General features: G+C 72.9%; 17 protein-coding genes. 11 read left to right on the top strand and 6 right to left on the bottom strand.

Annotation, left to right across the window (positions count from 1 at the left end; all coding sequences use genetic code 11):
• Window position 1: 1 nt before the first annotated feature.
• The gene (locus AB0B20_RS05125; RefSeq protein WP_357386774.1) at window positions 2-1,540 is read left to right on the top strand and encodes a SpoIIE family protein phosphatase; all 1,539 of its coding nucleotides are present in this window, start codon (window positions 2-4) and stop codon (window positions 1,538-1,540) included.
• Between the two features lie 199 nt (window positions 1,541-1,739).
• Here the strand turns inward: AB0B20_RS05125 and AB0B20_RS05120 are convergent, their stop codons facing one another.
• Complete coding sequence (locus tag AB0B20_RS05120; protein ID WP_357468268.1) at window positions 1,740-2,528, bottom strand: AraC family transcriptional regulator; 789 nt, start codon at window positions 2,526-2,528, stop codon at window positions 1,740-1,742.
• Window positions 2,529-2,559: 31 nt separating this feature from the next.
• Between AB0B20_RS05120 and AB0B20_RS05115 the strand changes: the two genes are divergently transcribed.
• The 4 genes from AB0B20_RS05115 (at window position 2,560) to AB0B20_RS05100 (ending at window position 5,939) form a co-directional block, all read left to right on the top strand.
• Complete coding sequence (locus AB0B20_RS05115; protein ID WP_357386778.1) at window positions 2,560-3,126, top strand: TIGR03086 family metal-binding protein; 567 nt, start codon at window positions 2,560-2,562, stop codon at window positions 3,124-3,126.
• Between the two features lie 70 nt (window positions 3,127-3,196).
• Window positions 3,197-3,733 carry a PadR family transcriptional regulator gene (locus AB0B20_RS05110; protein ID WP_357386780.1) on the top strand — a complete coding sequence of 179 codons (537 nt, stop codon included), beginning with the start codon at window positions 3,197-3,199 and terminating at the stop codon, window positions 3,731-3,733.
• Window positions 3,730-4,431, top strand: coding sequence for an ABC transporter ATP-binding protein (locus AB0B20_RS05105; protein ID WP_357386782.1), 702 nt, complete (start codon window positions 3,730-3,732; stop codon window positions 4,429-4,431). Before AB0B20_RS05110 ends, AB0B20_RS05105 begins: the two co-directional genes overlap by 4 nt.
• A complete protein-coding gene (locus tag AB0B20_RS05100; protein ID WP_357468265.1) occupies window positions 4,428-5,939 on the top strand; it encodes an FtsX-like permease family protein in 1,512 nt (503 codons plus the stop codon). The genes AB0B20_RS05105 and AB0B20_RS05100 overlap by 4 nt, the downstream gene beginning before the upstream one ends.
• A 4-nt stretch (window positions 5,940-5,943) precedes the next feature.
• Here AB0B20_RS05100 and AB0B20_RS05095 read toward each other — a convergent pair whose 3' ends face one another.
• Together AB0B20_RS05095 and AB0B20_RS05090 are read right to left on the bottom strand one after the other, a co-directional pair.
• Complete coding sequence (locus AB0B20_RS05095; RefSeq protein ID WP_167796966.1) at window positions 5,944-6,087, bottom strand: hypothetical protein; 144 nt, start codon at window positions 6,085-6,087, stop codon at window positions 5,944-5,946.
• A gap of 15 nt (window positions 6,088-6,102) precedes the next feature.
• The gene (locus tag AB0B20_RS05090) at window positions 6,103-8,196 is read right to left on the bottom strand and encodes a S9 family peptidase (protein WP_357386787.1); all 2,094 of its coding nucleotides are present in this window, start codon (window positions 8,194-8,196) and stop codon (window positions 6,103-6,105) included.
• A 100-nt stretch (window positions 8,197-8,296) separates the two neighbouring features.
• Here AB0B20_RS05090 and AB0B20_RS05085 point away from each other — a divergent pair, with 100 nt between their 5' ends.
• The gene (locus AB0B20_RS05085; protein ID WP_357468260.1) at window positions 8,297-9,793 is read left to right on the top strand and encodes an FAD-binding oxidoreductase; all 1,497 of its coding nucleotides are present in this window, start codon (window positions 8,297-8,299) and stop codon (window positions 9,791-9,793) included.
• Between the two features lie 485 nt (window positions 9,794-10,278).
• On the opposite strand, the gene AB0B20_RS05080 is transcribed toward AB0B20_RS05085, so the two are convergent.
• Window positions 10,279-12,333 carry a SpoIIE family protein phosphatase gene (locus AB0B20_RS05080; RefSeq protein WP_357386791.1) on the bottom strand — a complete coding sequence of 685 codons (2,055 nt, stop codon included), beginning with the start codon at window positions 12,331-12,333 and terminating at the stop codon, window positions 10,279-10,281.
• Between the two features lie 170 nt (window positions 12,334-12,503).
• On the opposite strand from AB0B20_RS05080, the gene AB0B20_RS05075 reads away from it, so the two are divergent.
• Both AB0B20_RS05075 and AB0B20_RS05070 read left to right on the top strand, forming a co-directional pair.
• Complete coding sequence (locus tag AB0B20_RS05075; RefSeq protein ID WP_357386793.1) at window positions 12,504-16,871, top strand: HAMP domain-containing protein; 4,368 nt, start codon at window positions 12,504-12,506, stop codon at window positions 16,869-16,871.
• A complete protein-coding gene (locus AB0B20_RS05070; protein ID WP_357386795.1) occupies window positions 16,868-17,425 on the top strand; it encodes a response regulator in 558 nt (185 codons plus the stop codon). Before AB0B20_RS05075 ends, AB0B20_RS05070 begins: the two co-directional genes overlap by 4 nt.
• 4 nt (window positions 17,426-17,429) lie before the next feature.
• On the opposite strand, the gene AB0B20_RS05065 is transcribed toward AB0B20_RS05070, so the two are convergent.
• Window positions 17,430-17,954 carry a MarR family transcriptional regulator gene (locus AB0B20_RS05065; protein ID WP_357468257.1) on the bottom strand — a complete coding sequence of 175 codons (525 nt, stop codon included), beginning with the start codon at window positions 17,952-17,954 and terminating at the stop codon, window positions 17,430-17,432.
• 53 nt (window positions 17,955-18,007) lie between these two features.
• Between AB0B20_RS05065 and AB0B20_RS05060 the strand changes: the two genes are divergently transcribed.
• On the top strand, window positions 18,008-18,934 hold the full coding sequence (locus AB0B20_RS05060; RefSeq protein ID WP_357468254.1) for an ABC transporter ATP-binding protein: 927 nt from the start codon (window positions 18,008-18,010) through the stop codon (window positions 18,932-18,934).
• A complete protein-coding gene (locus AB0B20_RS05055; protein ID WP_357386801.1) occupies window positions 18,931-20,523 on the top strand; it encodes an ABC transporter permease in 1,593 nt (530 codons plus the stop codon). The genes AB0B20_RS05060 and AB0B20_RS05055 overlap by 4 nt, the downstream gene beginning before the upstream one ends.
• Before the next feature lie 93 nt (window positions 20,524-20,616).
• On the opposite strand, the gene AB0B20_RS05050 is transcribed toward AB0B20_RS05055, so the two are convergent.
• A complete protein-coding gene (locus tag AB0B20_RS05050; protein WP_357386803.1) occupies window positions 20,617-20,949 on the bottom strand; it encodes an STAS domain-containing protein in 333 nt (110 codons plus the stop codon).
• 146 nt (window positions 20,950-21,095) lie between these two features.
• Between AB0B20_RS05050 and hemL the strand changes: the two genes are divergently transcribed.
• Window positions 21,096-22,433, top strand: coding sequence for a glutamate-1-semialdehyde 2,1-aminomutase (gene hemL / locus AB0B20_RS05045; protein ID WP_357386805.1), 1,338 nt, complete (start codon window positions 21,096-21,098; stop codon window positions 22,431-22,433).
• Window positions 22,434-22,436 lie beyond the last annotated feature (3 nt).

Here is a 22,436-nt window from a genome sequence, read left to right as displayed (position 1 = left end):
GGTGGACGGCGGGCCGGTGACCGTGCTTGTGGTCGATGACAGCGGCCCCAAGCGATACCTGCTGGTCAACTGGTTGACCCGGGCCGGATTCGTCACCGTCGAGGCGGAGAACGGCACGGCGGCGCTGGAGCGGGTGGGCCGGGAACACATCGACCTCGTGGTGCTCGACGTGCGGCTGCCCGACATGAGCGGCTTCGAGGTGTGCGAGCGGATCAAGGACGAGTACCCGTACATCCCGGTCATCCACGTCTCCGCCCACGCGGTCGACGTGGTGGACCGGGCGCAGGGTCTCACCCGGGGCGCGGACGCCTACCTGGCCGAGCCGATCGAGCCGGAGGAACTGGTCGCCACCGCCCACGCGGTGCTGCGCTACTACCAGGCCCGGCTGCGTGCCGAGCAGCTCGCCGAACGGCTGGCCGCGCTCGCCGACGCCACAGTGGAGATGCACGCGACGCCGAACTTCGTCCGGCTGCTGGAGGCCGCCGCGAGCGGCGCGGCGCGGATCTTCAAGGCCCCGGCCGCGGTGGTCGCCGAGACGTTCGACGGGGACTGCCTGGCCGGGGTGGCGGACGACCCGCACACGCCGGCCCGGATCGTGCCGTGGGTGGTGGACGACACCGGCGTGCCGATCGGCACCCGGGTGCGGGTCGACGAGCCGGCCAACTGGGCGGTGGCGGACTGGCCGGACGGTGACACGGTGACGGTTGCCGCCTCCCGGCTGCGGGAGGACCGCGCCCCGCTCTACGTGGTGGTGCCGACCGCCACCCAGACCGTCCGTACGCCGGTGCTGGTGCAGCTCGCCCAGGCGGTCGCCTCGGCGGTGGAGGCGCAACGGTCCTTCGACGAGGAGCACCGGATCGCTGTGACGTTGCAGCGCAGCCTGCTGCCGCAGCGGCTGCCCGACGTCGTGGGCCTGGACCTGGCCGTCCGGTACGAGCCGGCGAGCGCGCAGACCGAGGTGGGCGGCGACTTCTACGAGCTGGTGATGCTCGACGGGCATCTCCTGGTGGCGATCGGCGACGTGGCCGGGCACTCGCTGCACGCCGCAACCGTGATGGCCGAGTTGCGACACGCGGTGCGGGCGTACGCGGTCGAGGGCCATCAGCCCGGGGTGATCCTGGACCGGGTCAACGAGCTGATGCGAACCCTGCTGCCGAACGAGCTGGCCACCATCTGCGTGCTGCTGCTCCACCCGCCGACGGGGCTGGTCCGGCTGGCGAGCGCCGGGCACCTGCCGGCGTTGCTGAGCCGCGACGGCCGGGTCGAGTTCGTGGCGCAGTCCGCGCCGCTGCTCGGGGTGCGCGCGAAGCGCCCGCCGGATCTGGAGTTCGTGCTTCCCGCCGGGGCCACGCTGGTGCTCTACACCGACGGGCTGATCGAACGGCGGGACGCCACCATCGACGACGGCATGGCGGCGCTCGGCGTGGCCGCCACCCGGGTCGACGACAACCTGGACGAGTTCTGCCAGCGACTGCTGGTTGAGCTGGCGCCGCCGGAGATCCAGGACGACGTGGCGGTGGTGGCGGTCCGCCGCCGCTGACCGTGTTCCGCGCCCATCGGCAACTGCGAGATCTTGGTACGGAATGGCCCCTATGGGGGCACTTTCGTACCAAGATCTCTCCGGTTGCTTGATGGGTGCGCGGCGGGTGGTCGTGGGCGGGAGCAGAGCGGCGCGCCGGGGGGTGCAGAGCAAGTCCGGGAGACCGGGAGACCGCGGCGGTCGGGCTGAGGACCGCGCCTCACTGGCGCAGGGCGGCCAGCGAGCGGGCGTACGCGGCGGGGGAGACCCCGGTGACGGCGGTGAACTCGCGGACCAGGTGGGCCTGGTCGGCGTACCCCAGATCGGCGGCGACCCGCGACCAGTCGAGCGGCCCGGCGGCGGCCTGTTCGATCGCCTCCTGGAGCCGGTAGCGGCGGATCACCCACTTCGGACCGACGCCGACGTGGTCCAGGAAGAGGCGCTGGAGCCGGCGGGTGGAGACGGCGTGCCGCCGGGCGAAGTCGGCGACCCGTAGCACGGTCCGGTCGGCGCGGATCTCCTCGACCAGGGCGGTGGCCTCGGCGGCGAGCGGATCAGCGACCGGCGACCACGAGGTCAGCAGGGCGTCCAGTTTCGCGCAGCGCTCGTCGTCGGTGCCCGGGCAGACCGGCCCGTCCGGGATCGGTACGCGCCGGCCGGTCAACTCGGCGACCGGGCGCCGCCAGAACGGCCGGAAACCGCCCGGGCGGAACTGGACGCCGGAGACCCGGCCGGCGCCGTGCAGCGTGACGGCGAACAGGCCGGTGTCGACGCCGGCGATCTCGCCCTGTTCGGGCGCGCCCTCCTGCGCCTGGAACACCACGTTCACGGCCGGGTGCGGCACCACCCGTTGCTCGAACGGCTCGTCCAGGTCCCAGTCGATCAGCCAGTAGTGCTCGACCCACAGGCGCAGCGCCGGGGCGGGCAGCCGGCGTCGGAACCGTACCCGCCGGCGCAGCCGGTCCGGATCGAGGATGCCCCGGTTGTCGCGTCGCGGTTCGTGTCGCATTTCTTCAAGACCGCCCTCATACGCTGCCCCTATGAGCACGAAGACTAGTGAGCTGCTCGCCGTCGCGGCGCCGCGTACGGTGGCGGTGGTACGCGGCATCTCCGACGACCAGCTGGGTCTGCCCACGCCCTGCCCCGGCTACACGGTGCGCGACCTGCTCGGCCACCTGTTCGACGTGGTGGTCAACTTCCAGACGCTGGCCCGCCGGGAGGAGGTCGACTGGTCCGGCAAGGCCGACCATCTGACCGGCGGCTGGCGGGAGCGGTTCGCTGCCGAGACGGACCGGCTGACCGAGGCGTGGTCCGACCCGGCCGCGCAGGATGGCGTCTCGCCCGGGATGGGGCTGCCGCAGGAGACGGTCGGCTTGATGGCCCTGATCGACCTCGCCGTCCACGGATGGGACCTCGCCCGGGCCACCGGCCAGGAACTGGCAGTGGACCCGGCCGTGGTGGCGGCGGGGCACGAGTTCATGGACCGGATGGGCGACATGGGACAGAAGATGGGCGCGTTCGGCCCGCCGGTGCCCACCGGCGCGGCACCGGACGGCATGGACGCGCTGCTCGGCCGGACCGGCCGCGACCCGGCCTGGGCCCGCTGAACCGAACGGCCCGCGTTGTCCCGCGCGGGCCGTTCTTGACAGTGCTATTCACTCAGCGAATAGTAAGGGAGTGTCCACTCAGCACGTCCTGCTCGGGCTGCTCGCCGCCGGGCCACGCCACGGCTACGAGCTGAAGCGTGCGCACGACGAGCGGCTGCCCCGGGCCCGGCCGCTCGCCTTCGGGCAGGTCTACGCCACGCTGGCCCGCCTGCACCGGGACGGCCTGGTCGTGCCGACCGGCCAGGAGCGGGACGGCGGTCCGGACCGGACCGCCTACGCGCTCACCGACGACGGGCGGGCGGCGCTGGACCACTGGCTCGGCACCGTCGAGCCGCCGATGCCGTACGTGGCCAGCACGCTCTTCGCCAAGGTGGTGGTCGCACTCCTGGTGGCCGACGTCGGCCAGGCCCGCACCTACCTGATCGCCCAGCGGCAGGCGCACACGCAACGCCTGCGCGAACTGACCGCGCTGAAGACGACCCCCGGCGTCCGCCTCGACGAGGTGGTCGCCGCCGACTTCGCCATCGCCCACCTCGACGCCGATCTCCGGTGGCTGCACACCACCCTGGACCGGGTCGCCGACTGGCACCGGGAGGTGCGCTCGTGACGTTCCTGCAAGCGCGCGGAGTGGTCCGCGCCTACGGTCACACCCCCGCGCTGCGCGGTGTGACGCTCGACGTGGCCGAAGGCGAGATCGTCGCGGTCACCGGCCCGAGCGGCTGTGGCAAGTCCACGCTGCTGCACTGCCTCGCCGGCATCCTGCGCCCCGACGCCGGTCAGGTCACCTGGCGCGGAGAACGGATCGACACGTGGTCGGAGGCGGCGCGCTCGCGGCTGCGCCGTACCGAATTCGGGGTGCTGTTCCAGTTCGGTCAGCTCGTCGCCGAGCTGACCGCCGCGGAGAACGTCGCGCTTCCGCTGTTGCTCGCCGGCACGGGGCGGCGAGCGGCGCGGACCGCGGCGCTCTCCTGGCTGGACCGGCTCGGGGTGGCCGACGTCGCCGACGCCCGGCCGGGTGAGATGTCCGGCGGGCAGCAGCAGCGCTGCGCGCTGTCCCGGGCGCTCGTCACCGAACCACGGGTGATCTTCGCTGACGAGCCGACCGGCGCGCTCGACACGCTGGCCGGCGAGCAGGTGCTCACCCAGCTCGTCCGGCTGGCCCGCGAGCAGCGCACCACTGTCGTGCTGGTGACCCACGAGCCGCGCATCGCCGCGTACGCGGACCGGGAGGTCAGCCTGCGCGACGGCATGGTCGACCACACCGGGCTCGGGCTCGACCCGGCGCTGCCGGGTGGGTCACGGTGAGACCGGGCACGCTGCTGCGGCTCGCGCTGGCCGGCACCCGCACCGACGTCGCCCGGGTGGTGCTCACCGCGCTGAGCGCCGCGCTCGCGACGCTGGCCGGGCTGGCCGCGCTGACAGTGCTGTCGGTGGTGAAGCCGCCCGGCGACGCCTGGACGCAGTCCGACCAGTACACGAACGCCCTGCTGCGGGAACCCGGCCTCCGTCCCGGCGTCGCGTTCGCGTTGCTGCTGCTCTGCGTGCCGGTCCTCGGCCTGGCCGGACAGTGTGCCCGCCTCGGCGCGCCGGGCCGGGACCGGCGGCTGGCCGCGCTCCGGCTGGCCGGTGCCACCCCCGGGCAGGTCACCCGGGTCGCGGTCGCCGAGACCGGCGTGGCGAGTCTGATCGGCACCCTCGTCGGCCTAGCCGTCTTCCTGGCCGGGCGCGGGCTGCTGCACCGGCCCGACGCGGACGGGCGGCTGCCGCTGCCCACCGACGTGCACCCGGCGCCGATGGCGGTGGCCGCCGTCGTGCTCGGCCTGCCGCTGGCCGCCGCGCTGGTGAGCGCGTTGCTGCTGCGGCGGGTCACCACCACCCCGTTCGGCGTCGTGCGCAAGGTCCGCACCCGGGCGCCCTGGCCGTGGCCGGGCGTGCTCATCCTCGCCGCGCTGGCCATGTTCGCCGCGATCCGCCCGCTCCTGCTCTGGTACGAGCGGCGTGGCGCCGTGGCACCCGACTGGCAGGTGCCGACGTTGCTCGTCGTCGGCGGGCTGACCGCGACGATCGGTGTCGTGTCCGGCACCGGCTGGATCTCGTACCACACCGGCCGGCTGCTGCACCGGCACGGACGCGGCCCGGCCGCCCTGCTCGCCGCCCGCCGGCTGGTCGCCGACCCGTGGGCCGGCAGCCGCACCTTCGCCGCCCTGCTCGCCGCGCTGATCTTCGGCGCCGGTGCCGCGGCGATGCGTGCCGACTTCCAGGCCCAGGCCGAGGTGACCCGCCGCACCGGTTCCGGAATGGCCGACCCGGGCTTCTACCTCGGCGCGATGGACCTGGTCGACCTCGCGGTCGTGGTGGCGATGGCGATCGCCGGCGGTGGGCTGCTCGTGGCGGTGGTCGAGGGCATCACCAGCCGGCGACGGGCGTACGCGGCGCAGGTGGCGACCGGCGTGCCACGAGCCACCATCGGCCGGGCACTGCTCTGGGCCGCGCTCGCCCCCGCCGTACCCGCGATCGGGCTCGCGTTGACCGTCGGCTACCTGCTGGTCCGGGGCGTCATGCCGGCGCCGAGGAACGGTGGCTTCGCGCGAACCTTCTGCGACGCCGGTGCGGATCTGTGCGGCGATCCGGCCACCGCCGCGCCGTACATCCGCGTCGAGTGGGTGCCGAAGACGACGGTCCCGCCGGACGTACCGTGGGATCATCTGGCCTGGCTCGCGGCGAGCGGGTTGGCGGCGGTGCTGTGCACGGTCGTGGCCGGCCTGCTGTTCCTGCGCGCCGCGACCTCGGTCGAGGAACTGCGCAGCACCTGACCGGTCAGCGGCCGAGCAGGCCGGCGGAGCCGGCGACGGCCAGCCCGATGACAGTCGAACAGCAGCACACCACGAGCGCGGCGGCGACCACCACGAGGAGCAGCCAGGCGGGCGCGCGTCGCGCCGCCGGCTGCTCCTCGTCGCTCATCCGATCGGGTACGGGTCAGGCCCGGCCGACGCGGTCGAGGATCCAGGCGTTGACGAACGCCTCCTCGCGCCAGGAGTCGTACCGGCCGCTCGGGCCGCCGTGGCCCGCGCCCATCTCGGTCTTGAGCAGGTAGTCGCCGGACGGCGCGAGCGCGCGCAGCCGGGCGATCCACTTGGCCGGCTCGTGGTAGAGCACGCGGGTGTCGTTGAGGCTGGTCACCGCCAGGACAGCCGGGTAGTCGGCGGCGGTCACGTTCTCGTACGGCGTGTAGGACTTCATGTACGCGTAGACCTCGGGGTCGTCGAGCGGGTTGCCCCACTCCTCCCACTCGGTGACCGTCAACGGCAGCGACGGGTCGAGGATCGAGGTGAGCGCGTCCACGAACGGCACCTGCGCGACGATCCCGGCGAACGCGTCCGGCGCGAGGTTCGCCACCGCGCCCATCAGCAGGCCGCCGGCCGACGCGCCCCGGGCGACCAGCCGGTCGCTCGCCGTCCAGCCCGCCTCGACCAGGTGCCGGGCGCAGGCCACGAAGTCGGTGAACGTGTTCTTCTTGGCCAGCAGCTTGCCCTCGTCGTACCAGCGCCGGCCCAGCTCACCGCCGCCCCGGATGTGCGCCACCGCGAAGATCACGCCGCGGTCGAGCAGGCTCAGCCGGGCGATCGAGAACCACGGGTCCATGCTCGCCTCGTACGACCCGTAGCCGTAGATGACAGCGGGGGCCGAGCCGTCGCGCGGCGTGCCCCGGCGGCAGACCAGCGAGATCGGCACCCGGGTGCCGTCCTCGGCGAGTGCCCAGTCCCGGTGCTGCTCGTAGTCGGCCGGGTCGTACGGCCGCCCGTCCGGCCCGGGAAGGACCGGCTTCTGCCGGCGCAACGTCAGCTCGCGGGTCACCAGGTCGTAGTCGTAGACCGAGTCGGGGGTGACGAGCGACGTGTAACGCAGCCGCACCTCGTTCGTGCGGTACTCCGGGTTCGCGTCCAGCCCCACGCTGTAGATCGGCTCGGGGAAGTCGATGTCCCAGCTGTCGTCGCTGCCCACCGGCAGCACCCGCAGGCCGGTCAGCCCGTTTGCGCGCAGCGACACGACGAGGTGGTCCTCGAACGCGTCGACGGCCTCCAGCCGGGTGCCGGGCGTGTGCGGGATCAGCGGCGTCCACTCGCCCGGCGCGTCCGCCGAGGTGTAAGCGAGCGCGAAGTCCTCAGCGCCGTCGTTGTGCAGGATCAGGAAGCGGTGGCCGTGGTGCTCCACCGCGTACTCGATGCCCTGACGCCGTGGCGCGACGACGGCGGGCTCACCGGTCGGGTTGGCCGCCGGGATCACCCGGACCTCGCTGGTGACCTTGCTGTGGATGTCGATCACCACGAAGCGCTCCGAGCGGGTCAGCTCGACGCCGACCCAGAACCGCTCGTCGTCCTCCTGGTACACCACCACGTCCTCGCTGGACGACGTGCCGACGGTGTGCCGCCAGACCCGGTTCGGCCGCCACGCGTCGTCCACTGTCACGTAGAACAGCGTGGACGCGTCGCTCGACCAGGCGGTGCCGTAGAACGTGTCCGGCACCTCGTCCGGCAGCGACTCGCCGGTGGTCAGATCCTTGATCCGCAGCGTGAAGCGTTCGTCGCCGGAGAAGTCGGTGGAGTAGGCCAGCCAGCGGCCGTCCGGGCTGACGTCGAACGCGCCGAGGGAGAAGAAGTCGTGCCCCTCGGCGAGCTGGTTGCCGTCGAGCAGCACCTCCTCACCGTCGAGCGGGGCGCCGTCCGCGCTGACCGGGGGCGCGGTCTCGCCGGGCCGGACCGCGCGCCGGCACTGCACGCCGTACTGCTGACCCTCGACCGTGCGGGTGTAGTACCAGTGGCCGTCCTTGCGGGTCGGCACCGACAGGTCGGTCTCCTGGGTGCGCCGGCGCGTCTCCTCGAACAGCTCAGCGCGAAGCCCGGCCAGGTGGGCGGTGCGCGCCTCGGTGTACGCGTTCTCCGCGTCCAGGTACGCGATCGTGTCCGGGTCGTCCTTGGTGGCGAGCCAGGCGTACTCGTCGAGGACTGTGTCACCGTGATGGACGCGCTCGGTGGGGACGCGCTTGGCGACGGGCGGTGGGGTTTCGGTCACGGCGCCACGTTACCGGGCGCCGGGCGGCCGCCGGGGTCGCCCGCCGACCGAATCCCGCGACTCGCCGCCAGGTCTTTCGAACATGTGTACGATAGCCGCCATGGCGGATGCGGCACGTTCCACCGACCGACTCGGAGCCCTCGACATCACCCGGAAGCTGGCCGCGATCTGCGGCGACCCGTTCGCCCGCTTCGCCGGCCCGGCCGACGAGGTGGCCGGCCGTACCGCCCGGTGGGTGGCCGTGCCGGGCGGCCCGCACGCCGCCGCGGAGGTGTTGCGGCTGGCCGCCGCGTACGACCTGACCGTGGTGCCCCGCGGCGCCGGCACGAAGATCGACTGGGGCGCCGCACCGGCGCAGGTGGACATCATGCTCGACACCGGCCGCCTCGCCGGGGTCTGGCACGAGTCGCGCGACGCGGCGGTGGCCGAGATCGGCGCCGGTACGCCGCTGCGCGCGGTCCAGGCCACGCTCGCGCGCACCAACCAGCGGTTGCCGGTCGACGCGCCCTCGCCCGGCGCGACGCTCGGCGGTGTGCTCGCCGCCGACGAGACCGGCCCGCTGCGGCACCGGCACGGCAGCCCGTGTGCCCAGCTCGTCGGCGTGCGCTACCTCGACGCCGACGGCGAGCTGGTGAGCGTCGGCGAGTCCGGCACGGCGGCCCTCCGCCGAGCCGCCCCCGGCCGTGGCGGTGGCCGGGCGGGCGGACGCGGTCCGGCGGGCGCTGGCGGTTCCGCCAGTGGTGTGTTCGGCGACGATCCGGTTCGTGGTGGCGGCGATGCGATCCTCGGCCGGGGCGAGGTGCCCGGGCTGGACGTGGCCCGGCTGCTCTGCGGCTCGCAGGGCGGGTTCGGCGTGCTCGTCTCGGCCACCATGCGGGTGCACGCCGTACCGGCCGGCCGGCTCTGGGTGTCCCGCCCGGTCTGGACGCCGCTGGAGGTGCACGACCTGGTGCAGGCCGTCCTCGCCGCCGGCGTCGACCCGGCCGCCGTGGAGCTGGACCTGCCGGTGCCGGTGCCGCTGCCCCGGCGACGGATTCCGGCCACGCACCCGTCGGTGGTCAACCGCCCCGACCATCCCGCGGTGACCGGCCGCCCGGCGGCGGGCAGCCTGGTGGTGCTGCTGGAGGGCGGCCCGGCCGACGTGACCGAACGGGCCGAGCGCCTCACCGCGATCCTCGGCCCCGAGACGATTGTCAGTCACCACGCACCGGAATGGTGGGGGCGCTACCCCTTCGCGCCAGGCGACACGGCGCTGCGTATCGAGGTGCCGATAAACGACCTGCACGCCGCCGTCTACGCGTTGCGCGACGCCACCGGCGCCCCGGTGCCGGTACGCGGCTCGGCCGGCTCGGGCACCGTGCACGCCGCCCTGTCCGGCGCGCTGCCACCCGACCGGGTCGCCTCGATCCTCACCGCGGTCCGCAGTGTGCTGATCGCCCGGCGGGGCCGGTGCGTGGTGGTGGCCGCGCCCGCAGCGGTACGCCGTGGCGTCGACCTCTGGGGCGAGCTGCCCGCGTTGCCGCGACTGCGCAGCGCCAAGGCCCACCTGGACCCGCACCGCCGACTGGCCCCCGGCCGCCTACCCGGCGGCCTCTGACCAGCCCCGCCCCTGGGCACCAGCCTGCCGACGCCCGGCCTCACCCGTGCCGGTGCCCCGCCCGCCGGGGGGGCGCCCACACCTGCCGGCGCACCCGCCGGAGCACCCTGCCTGCCGGGCGTCCCCACCTGCTGGGCACCCCCGGCCCGCACTCAGCCTCGGCTCCACCCGCGTCCCCGTCCTCCGTCCCCGCCCCGCCCTGGCCCGCCCCGCCTCGCCCGGTGATCGCCTCGCCTCGCCCGGTGATCAAGGACTTTGCGTCAGATTTCGCGCCCCCAGAGGACACAAACTCCTTGATCACCGCCGATGGGCGGGTTGAGGCGCGAGGCGGGCGGCTGGGGTGCCACGAGGGGCCGGCTCAGGCGTCCGTGGCGGGCGGGCCGGAGCGGGTTGACCATGAAGTTGGCGGGGAGGAATCGGGCGAATTGAGCGGCTAAGTTCATGATCGCCGGGGCCGGGGCCGGGGCCGGGGCCGGGGCGGGGGGTTAGGGGGTGTCGTTTCGGAGGACCAGGACGGCTATGTCGTCGCGTGGGGGTTCGGCGGAGAAGGCGATGGTGGTGGCGCGCAGCCGGGCGGCCACCACGTCGGCCGAGTACCCGGCCAGCGGAGCCGCCGACTCGCGCAGCCGCTCGGTGCCGAACAGCTCGCGTCCGCGTCGCCGCTCGGTGACGCCGTCGGTGTAGAAGATCAGCGCGTCGCCGGGCTTGAGCGACAGCTCGGCGGTCGGTGTGGTGATGGCGTCGAGCAGGCCGAGCGCCGTACCGCCCACACCGACGAACGTCGCGCCGCCACCGCCGTGCAGCAGGACCGGGCGGTCGTGACCGGCCAGGTGCAGCGAGACGTCGAGCTGGTCGCCGTCGCCGGGTGCGACGGACGCGAGCGCAAGCGTGCAGTAGCGTCCGCCGCCGCGCTCGACAAGCGTCTCGTTGAGCCGGCCGAGCACCTCGGGCAGCGGCTTGCCGTCGCCGACGAGCACCCGGATCACGTCCCGGACCAGCCCGGTCACGGCGGCGGCCTGCACGCCCTTGCCGGACACGTCGCCGACCACCACGAGCCAGCGGCCGTCCGGCAGCGGAAGCACGTCGTAGAAGTCGCCGCCGACCTCCGCGTCGTCGCCGGTCGGGACGTACTCGGCGGCGAAGCCGATGCCCTCGACCACCGGGAGCACCGGCGGCAGCAGCGACTGCTGGAGCGTCTGGGCGACCCGGCGGCGCTCGGCGTGGATGCGGGCGTTCTCGATGGCGAGGGCGGCGCGGCGGGCCACGTCCTCCAGCACCGAGACCTCGTCCGGGTCGTGCCGGTGCCGCTGGTGCCGGCCCACGGCGAGGGTGCCGAGCCGCTGGCCACGGGCGATGAGGGGTACGGCGAAGCCCTCCATCGGCCCGCCGAGCGGCACCTGGGCGGCGTTGCGGGACGCCTCGCGCAGCCGCGACTGGATCGAGTCCGGGCCGGTCTCCTGGAGGGTCCGGTGCAGCTGCGGCAGCATCGCCTCGTCGGCGTGGCTCGACGCGGCGAGCCGCAGCCGGCCCCACTCGTCGGTGGTGTGCACCGCGCACCACTGGCCGAGCCGGGGCACCACGAGCTGCGGGACGAGCGCCATGGTCAGTTCGACGTCGAGCGACTGGGCGAGCAGTTCACTGGCCTCGGCCAGGAACGTCAGCCAGGTGGAGCGGCGTACGTCGGCGCGGCGCAGCCTGTCGTTCTCCAGGTGCAGCGACAGCCGCTCGGCGGCCAGCACGGCGAGCGGCCGGGCGTACGCCGAGGGTGCCGCGTCCAGCTCCAGCTCACCGGAGTACGGCCGGTGCACGGCCAACGGCACGCGCAGCAGTTCGTTGTCCTCGCGCGGCGGCCGGCCGTACCTGGCGAACACCTGGGTGCCGAGCCCGTCGCCCCGGTCCAGCCGGACCGTGCCACCGGCGGCGCCGACCATCTCGGCGACCCGGGTCAGCAGCCCGGTGGCGAACTCGGACAGCGGCTCGTCGGCGTACGCGTCGGGGGTGATCTGCATCAAGTCGCTCATGGCCGCGGCGCTCGGCGTACCGTCGCTGGTCCGTTCGGCGACGCGCAGTGGGCCGGCCGACGGCCGGGCGGAACCGCCGGGGCCGGGCCGGTCGAGGCGGAACCAGACGCCCTTGCCGGTGGGGAGGTACGTGGTGCCCCACCGGCTGGCGAAGTGGTCGACGAGCAGCAGCCCGCGCCCTCGGGTGGCCACCTCGGTGATGTCGGACGTGGTGTTTCGCACACCCACGATCAGCTCGTCGACCGGGCCGGAGGCGAAGTCGGTGACGGTCACGGTGAGGCCGTTGCGGTCGGTGTCGACCTCGATGTCCAGTTCGGTTCGGGCGTGTTCGACGGCGTTCGTGGTCAACTCGGTGGTGAGCAGCAGCGCCTCGTTCAGCAGTTCGGGCAGCCGCGCTTCGAGCAGCATGGTGCGCACCAGCGCGCGGGCGGCCGCCGGGGTGCGCCGGTCGGCGGGGAGGCGGACCCGGCGGACGCGCTCGTTCGCGCCGCCGCTAGCAGGCCCTGCCTCCGCTGACACCTTCGTATCCTCCACCGCGCCCACCCCGGGTGCCAAGCATCCGGCCGAACCCGCCGGCCGGGCTGATACCGCGCGTGACGCGCGATCACACGCGGTGACCTCGACGGATCGCGCGGCACAATGATGGGATGGCCCGTGTGACCGCACGAGCCCGAGCGGAGCGAGGAACGATGGCCACGGTGAATCAGTCGATGACCGCTGACCCGTCCGCGTCCGACCACGAGGTGCTCCTCGGCGAACTGGTCGAGGCGTTGCGCCGGGTGGGGCGCGGCGACCTGCGGGTGCGCCTGCCCCGGCGGGCGGGTCTGCCCGGTGAGGTCGCCGACGCCTTCAACGACGTGGTGTCGTTGCAGGAGCGGCAGCACCTCGACCTGCGGCGGATCAGCCGGATCGTCGGCCGTGACGGCCGGCTCACCGAGCGCCTGGACGACGAGGGCCTGGACGGTTCGTGGGCGGAGGGCCAGCGGGCGGTCAACTCGCTCATCGACGACCTGGGCCGGCCGACGACCGAGATCGCCCGGGTGATCGTGGCGGTGGCCGACGGCGACCTGTCCCAGCACATGGCGCTGGAGATCGACGGTCGCCCGCTGCGCGGTGAGTACCTGCGCATCGGCCGGACCGTGAACACGATGGTGGATCAGCTGTCGTCGTTCGCCGACGAGGTGACCCGGGTGGCCCGCGAGGTGGGCACCGAGGGCAAGCTGGGCGGCCAGGCCGACGTACGCGGGGTGGCCGGCACCTGGAAGGACCTCACCGACTCGGTGAACACCATGGCGTCGAACCTCACCGGGCAGGTGCGGTCGATCTCGCAGATGGCGACAGCCGTGGCGAAGGGCGACCTGTCGCAGAAGATCACGGTCGGGGCGCGCGGCGAGGTGGCCGAGCTGGCCGACACGATGAACTCGCTCACGGACACGCTGCGGCTGTTCGCCGAGCAGGTGACCCGGGTGGCGCGTGAGGTGGGCACCGAGGGCAAGCTGGGCGGCCAGGCCGAGGTGCCGGGCGTGGCCGGCACCTGGAAGGACCTGACCGACAACGTCAACTCGATGGCGTCGAACCTGACCGCGCAGGTGCGCAACATCGCCCAGGTGTCGACGGCGGTGGCGAAGGGTGACCTGTCGCAGAAGATCACGGTGGCCGCCCAGGGCGAGATCCTGGAGCTGAAGGACACCGTGAACACGATGGTGGATCAGCTGTCGTCGTTCGCCGACGAGGTCACGCGGGTGGCGCGTGAGGTGGGCATCGAGGGCAAGCTGGGCGGTCAGGCGCAGGTGCGCGGCGTGTCCGGCACCTGGCGTGACCTCACCGAGAACGTGAACCAGCTCGCCGGCAACCTGACCAGCCAGGTCCGCAACATCTCCCAGGTCTCCACGGCTGTCGCCAAGGGCGACCTGGGTCAGAAGATCACTGTGGACGCGCAGGGCGAGATCCTGGAGCTGAAGAACACCGTCAACACGATGGTGGACCAGCTGTCGTCGTTCGCCGACGAGGTCACGCGGGTGGCGCGCGAGGTGGGCACCGAGGGCAAGCTGGGTGGTCAGGCCCAGGTCAAGGGCGTCTCGGGTACGTGGCGGGACCTGACCGACAACGTGAACTCGATGGCGTCGAACCTGACCAGCCAGGTGCGGAACATCGCCTCGGTCACCACCGCCGTCGCGAAGGGTGACCTGTCGCAGAAGATCACAGTGGACGCCCGGGGCGAGATCCTGGAGCTGAAGTCCACTGTCAACACGATGGTGGATCAGCTCTCGTCGTTCGCCGACGAGGTGACGCGGGTGGCCCGTGAGGTGGGCACCGAGGGTAAGCTCGGCGGCCAGGCCCAGGTGCGCGGCGTCGCCGGCACCTGGCGCGACCTGACCGACAACGTGAACTCGATGGCGTCGAACCTGACCGCGCAGGTGCGCAACATCGCCCAGGTGTCGACGGCGGTGGCGAAGGGTGACCTGTCGCAGAAGATCACTGTGGACGCCCGGGGCGAGATCCTGGAGCTGAAGTCCACCGTGAACACGATGGTGGATCAGCTGTCGTCGTTCGCCGACGAGGTGACGCGGGTGGCGCGTGAGGTGGGCACCGAGGGCAAGCTGGGTGGTCAGGCCCAGGTCAAGGGCGTCTCGGGTACGTGGCGGGACCTGACCGACAACGTGAACTCGATGGCGTCGAACCTGACCAGCCAGGTCCGTAACATCGCCTCGGTCACCACCGCCGTGGCGAACGGTGACCTGGGTCAGAAGATCACTGTGGACGCGCAGGGCGAGATCCTGGAGCTGAAGAACACCGTCAACACGATGGTGGACCAGCTGTCGTCGTTCGCCGACGAGGTGACCCGGGTCGCGCGCGAGGTGGGCACCGAGGGCAAGCTGGGTGGTCAGGCCCAGGTCAAGGGCGTCTCCGGTACGTGGCGCGACCTCACCGAGAACGTCAACCAGCTCGCCTCGACGCTGACCACGCAGTTGCGTGCCATCGCGCAGGTCTCCACGTCGGTGACCCGCGGCGACCTGACCCAGCGGATCAACGTGAAGGCGCAGGGCGAGGTCGCCGAGCTGAAGGACAACATCAACCAGATGATCGTCACCCTCCGGGAGACGACGAAGAAGAACGCCGAGCAGGGCTGGCTGGACTCGAACCTGGCCCGGATCGGCGGTCTGCTCCAGGGCCAGCGCGACCTGGGCGAGGTCTGCCGGATGATCATGCAGGAGGTGACCCCGCTGGTGGACGCGCAGCTCGGCGCGTTCTTCCTGGCGGACAGCTCCGAGGGCAGCATGCGGCTGCGGCTCACCGCCTCCTACGGGTACGTGGCGCGCGGCCACGACGTCACGTTCGGCCCCGGTGAGGGGCTGGTCGGGCAGGCCGCGCTGTCGCGCCGGACGATCCGGGTCAAGGCGCAGCCGGACGGGCGTCTCGTCGTACGGTCCGGGCTGGCCGACACGCCCCCGGCCGACCTGGTGGTGCTGCCGGTCCAGTTCGAGGGCGAGCTGCTCGGCGTGATCGAGTTCGCCGGCGTGGCCACGTTCTCCGAGCTGCACCTGGCGTTCCTGGAGCGGCTGGTGCTCACCATCGGCGTCGCGGTGAACACCATCCAGGCCAACCGGCGTACGGAGGAGCTGCTGGCGCAGTCGCAGCGGCTGGCGCACGAGATGCAGGACCAGTCGGCCGAGTTGCAGCGCACGAACGCCGAGCTGGAGGACAAGGCGAAGCTGCTGTCCGAGCAGAAGGCCAACATCGAGACGCAGAACCGGGAGATCGAGCTGGCCCGCCTCGGCCTGGAGGAGAAGGCGCAGCAGCTCACCCGCGCGTCGGCGTACAAGTCGGAGTTCCTGGCGAACATGAGCCACGAGCTGCGTACGCCGCTGAACTCGCTGCTCCTGCTGGCCCGGCTGCTCGCCGAGAACCCGGAGCGCAACCTCAGCGCGAAGCAGATCGAGTTCGCCCGGACCATCCACGGCGCCGGGTCGGACCTGCTGTCGCTGATCGACGACATCCTCGACCTGTCCAAGATCGAGGCGGGCCGGATGGACGTGGAGCCCACCGAGATCCAGTTCGCCGAGATCCGCGGCTACGTGGAGCAGGCGTTCGCGCCGCAGGCCGAGGAGAAGGGCCTGGACTTCCAGGTACGGGTGAGCCGTGACCTGCCGCCCGCGCTGGTCACCGACGCCCAGCGGTTGCAGCAGATCCTGCGCAACCTGTTGTCGAACGCGGTGAAGTTCACCGACAACGGCGCGGTGACGCTGCGGATCGGCCCGGCGGCCGAGAACGCCGTCTTCGACGTGCCGGCGCTGACGAACGCGCAGCGGGTGATCGCGTTCACCGTGATCGACACCGGCATCGGGATCTCCGACGACAAGCTGTCGCTGATCTTCGAGGCGTTCCAGCAGGCGGACGGCACGACCAGCCGGCGTTACGGCGGCACCGGGCTCGGCCTGTCCATCAGCCGCGATCTGGCCCGCCTGCTCGGCGGCACGATCACCGTCTCGTCCGCGCCCGGTCAGGGTTCGACGTTCACTCTCTTCGTACCCGATGTGCTGGCGCCGGACGCGGTGGTGGCGCCGGCCCCGCCGTCGCCGAGCCGCGCGGGCCTGCCGTCGTCGCTGCTCATGCCGATGGAGCTGCCGCAGCCACAGGAGACGCCGGCCACCCGGCGCCTGGACGGCGTGACCGTGCTGATCATCGACGACGACGTACGGAACGTGTTCGCGCTGACGTCCGCGTTGGAACTGCACGGGATGACCGTGTTGTACTCGGACAACGGGGCGGACGGCGTGCGCCATCTCGCCGAGCACCCCGAGGTGGACATCGTCCTGATGGACGCCATGATGCCGGACCAGGACGGGTACGAGACGACAGCGCAGATCCGCCGCAACCACCGGTTCGCGGACCTGCCGATCGTCTTCCTGACCGCCAAGGCGATGCCCGGCGACCGGGAGTCGGCGCTCGGCGCCGGCGGCAGCGACTACATCACCAAGCCGGTTGACCTGGACGAGCTGATCGAACTGATGGCGTCCTGGATCAGCCGGAGCCGAGGCGACGAGGAGAACGCGTGACGCAGACGGCCAAGGCCCTGCTGGTGGACGACCGGCGGGAGAACCTGATGGCGCTGGAGGCGATCCTCCAGGGTCTCCCGGTGCAGTCGGTCGCGGTGGAGAGTGGCGAGGCCGCGCTCAAGCAGCTCCTGGTGGACGACTTCGCGGTGATCCTGCTGGACGCCCAGATGCCGGACATGGACGGCTTCGAGACCGCCACCCACATCAAGCGGCGCGAGCGCACCCGGCACGTACCGATCATCTTCCTGACCGCCGCGGACAAGGACGCCCAGCTCGCTCTGCGCGGCTACGCGGCCGGTGCGGTCGACTACCTGACCAAACCGTTCGACCCGTGGGTGCTGCGCGCGAAGGTGACAGTCTTCGTCGACCTGTGGGTGAAGACGCGGCAGCTCGCCGCCCAGTCGGACCTGGTGCGCGAGCGGGATCTGCAGTGGCGGCACCTGACCGACGCGGTGGACGAGGCGACGGCGCTGCTGCGCGCCGACGACGACCCGTCGACCCGGGAGCGCGCTGTGGAACTGCTGGAGCAGGCACGCTGGGGCAACGCCCGCTGACGGTTCAGCCGCCGGCCGGGCCACCGTGCCCGGTCGCGGCCCGCCGGGCCCGCCAGCGGTCGCCGAGCGATTCCAGTTCCTCCTGTACGAAGAGGAAGAAGTCGCGCATCTCGGCGACCCGCTCGCCGGCCGGGGTGCTGCGCCCGTGCAGCGCGTCGACCCCGCCGGCCGCGATGTCGATGAAGTTCTTGTAGAGCGTGGTCTTGGTGATTGTCGCCTCGTACCACGGGTTGTCGGGCATCCGGTAGCGGTCGCTCCGGGACCCCTTGACCGGCTCGCGGACCAGCATGGCGAACTGGGTCAGGTAGCGGACCGCGCCGCTGACGGCTGCCGCGCTGACGCCGAGCCGTTCGGCGATCTCGCCGGCGGTGAGCGGGTCGTCGGCGCTCATCACCGTGAACAGGACCCGGGCGGCCATCCGGGGGAAGCCCACGTCGGCGAAGGCCATCGCCATCCGCTCCACGAAGAGGTGGACCTCCTCCTCGTCGTGCTGGGGCGGCACGTTCATGGTCGGCTCCTCGACACTCACCCCGTGACCCTACAGTCTTCACAAGTTTGTGAAACGAGCGTAACTTCTGAAGTATGGAAACAGCAATCGATGTGTCCGGACTGGTGAAGACGTTCGGCCGCACCCGGGCTCTCGACGGGCTCGACCTGACCGTCCGCACCGGAGAGGTGCACGGCTTCCTGGGCCCGAACGGATCCGGCAAGTCGACCACCATCCGGGTGCTGCTCGGCCTGCTGCGGGCGGACGCGGGGGCCGTCCGGCTGCTGGGCGGCGACCCCTGGCGGGACGCGGTGTCGCTGCACCGCCGCCTCGCGTACGTGCCCGGTGACGTCACGCTCTGGCCCCACCTCAGCGGCGGCGAGGTCATCGACCTGCTCGGCCGGCTGCGCGGCGGGCTCGACCCGAAGCGCCGCGCCGAACTGCTGGAGTCGTTCGAGCTGGACCCGCGCAAGAAGGGCCGCACCTACTCCAAGGGCAACCGGCAGAAGGTCGGCCTGGTCGCCGCGCTCGCCTCCGACGTCGAGCTGCTCATCCTCGACGAGCCGACCTCCGGGCTCGACCCGCTGATGGAGGAGGTCTTCCAGCACTGGGTCCGCCGCGCCGTCCACGACGGACGCACCGTGCTGCTGTCCAGCCACATCCTGGCCGAGGTGGAGGCGCTCTGCGACCGGGTCACGATCATTCGGGCCGGCCGGGCCGTCGAGTCCGGCACGCTGGGCGACCTGCGCCACCTGCACCGCACCGCGATCGACGCCGAGGTCGCCGCGCCGCTCGACGGCCTGGCCGACCTGCCCGGCGTACACGACCTGCGGGTGGACGGGCGGCGGGTGCGCTTCGACGTCGACACCGCCGCGCTCGACGCCGCGCTGCGCCGGCTCACCGAGCTGGGGGTACGCAGCCTGGTCAGCACGCCGCCCACGCTGGAGGAGCTGTTCCTGCGGCACTACGAGACGGCGGCGCCCTCCGACACGGCGCGCCCCGAGACGGCGGACCGGGCATGAGCACGCTCACCGGCACCCGCCACCTGGTCCGGCTGATCCTGCGCCGGGACCGCCTCCTGCTGCCGCTGTGGGTGCTGATCCTCGCGGTGCTGCCGATGACGTACGCGGCCAGCTTCGCCGGGCTGTTCCCGACCGCCGCCGAGCGGGCCGCGTACCTGGAGGGCACCGCCCGCAACCCGTCCATCGTCGCGCTGCTCGGCCCCGCCTACGGCGACAGCGTCGGCGGGCTGACCGCCCAGCGCAGCGGATTCCTGCTGCTGATCGTCGCGCTGGCCAGCCTGCTCACCGTCATCCGGCACACCCGCACCGAGGAGGAGGCCGGCCGGCGGGAACTGCTCGGCGGCAACGTGCTCGGGCGGCACGCCGGGCTGACCGCCGCGCTGCTCGTCACGTACGCGGCGGATCTGCTGCTCGGCCTGCTCACCGCCGCCGGGCTGGTCGCGACCGGGCTGCCGGTCGGCGGCTCGGTGGCGTACGGCCTCGTCACCGTGCTGACCGGCGTCGTGTTCGCCACGCTCGGCGGGCTGGCGGCACAGTTGACCGAGACCGCCGGTGGGGCGCGGGGCATCGGGCTCGCCGGTCTCGGCGCCGCGTTCGGGCTGCGCCTGGCCGGGGACACCGCGAGCAACGACTGGCCGAGCTGGCTGTCCCCGCTGGGCTGGGCCGCCCGGGCCCGCCCGTACGAGGGGGAGCGGTGGTGGGTGCTGCTCCTGCCGCTGGCCGCGACGGCGCTGCTCGCGGCGCTCGCGTACCCGATCTCGGTCCGCCGCGACCTGGGCGCGGGCGTGCTGCCGCCCCGGCTCGGCCCGGCCGCCGCGAGTGGTGCCCTGTCCGGTCCGTTCGGGCTGGCCTGGCGGCTGCACCGGGGGCAGATCCTCTGGTGGTCGGTCGGGTTCGGCCTGCTCGGGCTGATCCTCGGCGGCGCGGCCGAGGCGGCCGGCCGGTCGGTCGAGGGGAGTCCGCGGATGGAGGAGATCGTGGCCCGGCTCGGCGGGGCGTCGGGGATGGCCGACGCCTACCTGGGGGTCACGCTGAGCCTGGCCGGGCTGGCCGCCGCCGGGTACGGCATCCAGGCCGCGCTGCGGATGCGCGCGGAGGAGTCCGCCGGGCACGCCGAGCCGGTGCTCGCCACCGGGACCCGGCGCTCGACCTGGCTGTTCTCCCACGTGACGTTCGCGCTTCTCGGCCCGGTGGTGGTGCTCGCGGTGACCGGGCTGGCCACCGGCCTGACGTACGGGCTGAGCACCGGTGACGTGCCCCGCCAACTGGGCCGGATGCTCGCCGCCGGCCTGGCCCAGGTGCCGGCGGCGTGGGTGCTGGCCGGGCTCGCCGTGCTGCTCTACGGCCTGCTGCCCCGGCTCGCGTCGGCCGCCTGGGTGGTGCTGGCGGCCTGCGTGCTGCTGGGTCAGCTCGGCGCCGTGCTGGAGCTGGACCAGTGGCTGCTGGACGCGTCGCCGTTCACGCACACCCCGCAGGTGCTCCGCGACACCTGGGCCCCCACCCCGCTCTACGTGCTGACCGCCCTGGCGGTCACCCTGGCCACAGCGGGTCTGCTCACATTCCGCCGCCGCGACCTCCCCGTCGCCTAGGCCGCGCCGATCTTGCGCTTGCGGCCCCGGCGAAAGGGGCACATCGCCCAGGTCGAGGGCCGCAAGTGCAAGATCGCGAAGGCGGGGCGTGCGTTACTGGGTGGCTTCGTTGCGGATCATCAGGGCGCTGCGGAGGCCCGTGATGTCCAGGACGCGGATCAGGAAGTCGCCCACGTTGGTGAGGATCAGCAGGCACTGGGCGTGACTGGCCTTGCGGCTGAGCACCACGAGCGTGCCGAGGCCCTGCGAGTCGCAGAACGTGACCCCGGCCAGGTCGAGCACGATGCGCGGGGGCGGATCCGCCAGCACCTCGTTCACCACAGTCGAGAGCTGGGCGGCCGTGAGCATGTCGATCTCACCGGCCAGGCGAAGCACTGCTTCGTCACCCGTCCGGTGTACGGTGATGGACAGTTCGGCACGATCCACCCGGTCAGCCTATCGCGATCTCGACCATCGGGCCTGTCGAGCCGATCGCCGTCGGCCCGTCGCGCCGCTCCGGCAGGTGAGCCTGGTAACCCCCGTTGCGGGGTGCCTGCCAGGCAGCACTCCGGCGCTGACACAATGGCCCCATCGTGACCGAGACGCATTCCGCCGGATCCGGCCGCTACCCGGCCGACGCCCCGGCCTCCGAGGCCCTGTTCGACCGCGCCAAGGCCGTCGTGCCCGGCGGGGTCAACTCTCCCGTACGCGCGTTCCGTGCCGTCGGCGGCACCCCGCGCTTCATGGTCCGGGGGGAGGGTCCGTGGCTCTTCGACGCCGACGGCCGGCGCTACGTCGACCTGGTCTGCTCCTGGGGCCCGCTCATCCTCGGCCACGCCCACCCGGCCGTGGTGGAGGCGCTGCGCGAGGCGGCGGTGCTCGGCACCAGCTTCGGCACGCCGACGCCGGGCGAGGTCGACCTGGCCGAGGAGATCATCGCGCGGACGCCGGTGGAGCAGGTACGCCTGGTCAACTCCGGCACCGAGGCGACCATGTCGGCGATCCGGCTGGCCCGCGGCTTCACCGGCCGCGCCAAGATCATTAAGTTCTCCGGCTGCTACCACGGCCACTCCGACGCGCTGCTCGCCGCCGCCGGCTCCGGCGTGGCCACCTTCGGCCTGCCCGACTCGCCCGGCGTGACCGGCGCGGCGGCCGGCGACACCATCGTGCTGCCGTACAACGACCTGCGCGCGGTCGAGGAGGCGTTCGCCGCCGAGGGGCAGCACATCGCCGCGATCATCACCGAGGCAGCCGCCGGCAACATGGGCGTGATCGCCCCCCGCGACGGCTTCAACGCCGAGCTGGCCCGCATCGCCCACGCCAACGGGGCGCTGCTCATCGTCGACGAGGTGATGACCGGGTTCCGGGTGTCCCGCGCCGGGTGGCACGGCCTCGACCCGTCGGACGCGGACCTGTGGACGTACGGGAAGGTCATGGGTGGTGGCCTGCCCGCCGCGGCGTTCGGCGGGCGCGCGGAGATCATGGCCCGGCTCGCCCCGGCCGGCCCGGTCTACCAGGCCGGCACCCTCTCCGGTAACCCGCTGGCCTGCGCGGCCGGGCTCGCCACGCTGCGGCTGGCCGACGACGCGCTCTACCGGCGGCTCGACGAGACCGCCGCCGCGCTGGGCAAGCTCACCACCGAGGCGCTGTCCGCGGCGGGCGTGCCGCACCGCCTCTCCACAGCGGGCAACATGTTCTCGGTCTTCTTCACCGACGCGGACGTGCGCGACTACGACAGCGCCCGCACCCAGGTGGTGCCCGCGTTCAAGGCGTTCTTCCACGCGATGCTCGCCGGTGGCGTCTACCTGCCGCCGAGCGCGTTCGAGTCGTGGTTCGTCTCGACCGCGATCGACGACGCCGCGTGGGAGCAGATCGCCGCCGCCCTGCCGGTGGCGGCGCGGGCGGCGGCAGCAGCAGGACACGGAGGGTAACCA

Source organism: Micromonospora sp. NPDC049151, from assembly GCF_040648395.1.
Classification (GTDB): Bacteria; Actinomycetota; Actinomycetes; order Mycobacteriales; family Micromonosporaceae; genus Micromonospora.
Note: the sequence above shows the minus strand (reverse complement) of the source record. Positions and strands in the feature narration are given on the sequence as shown.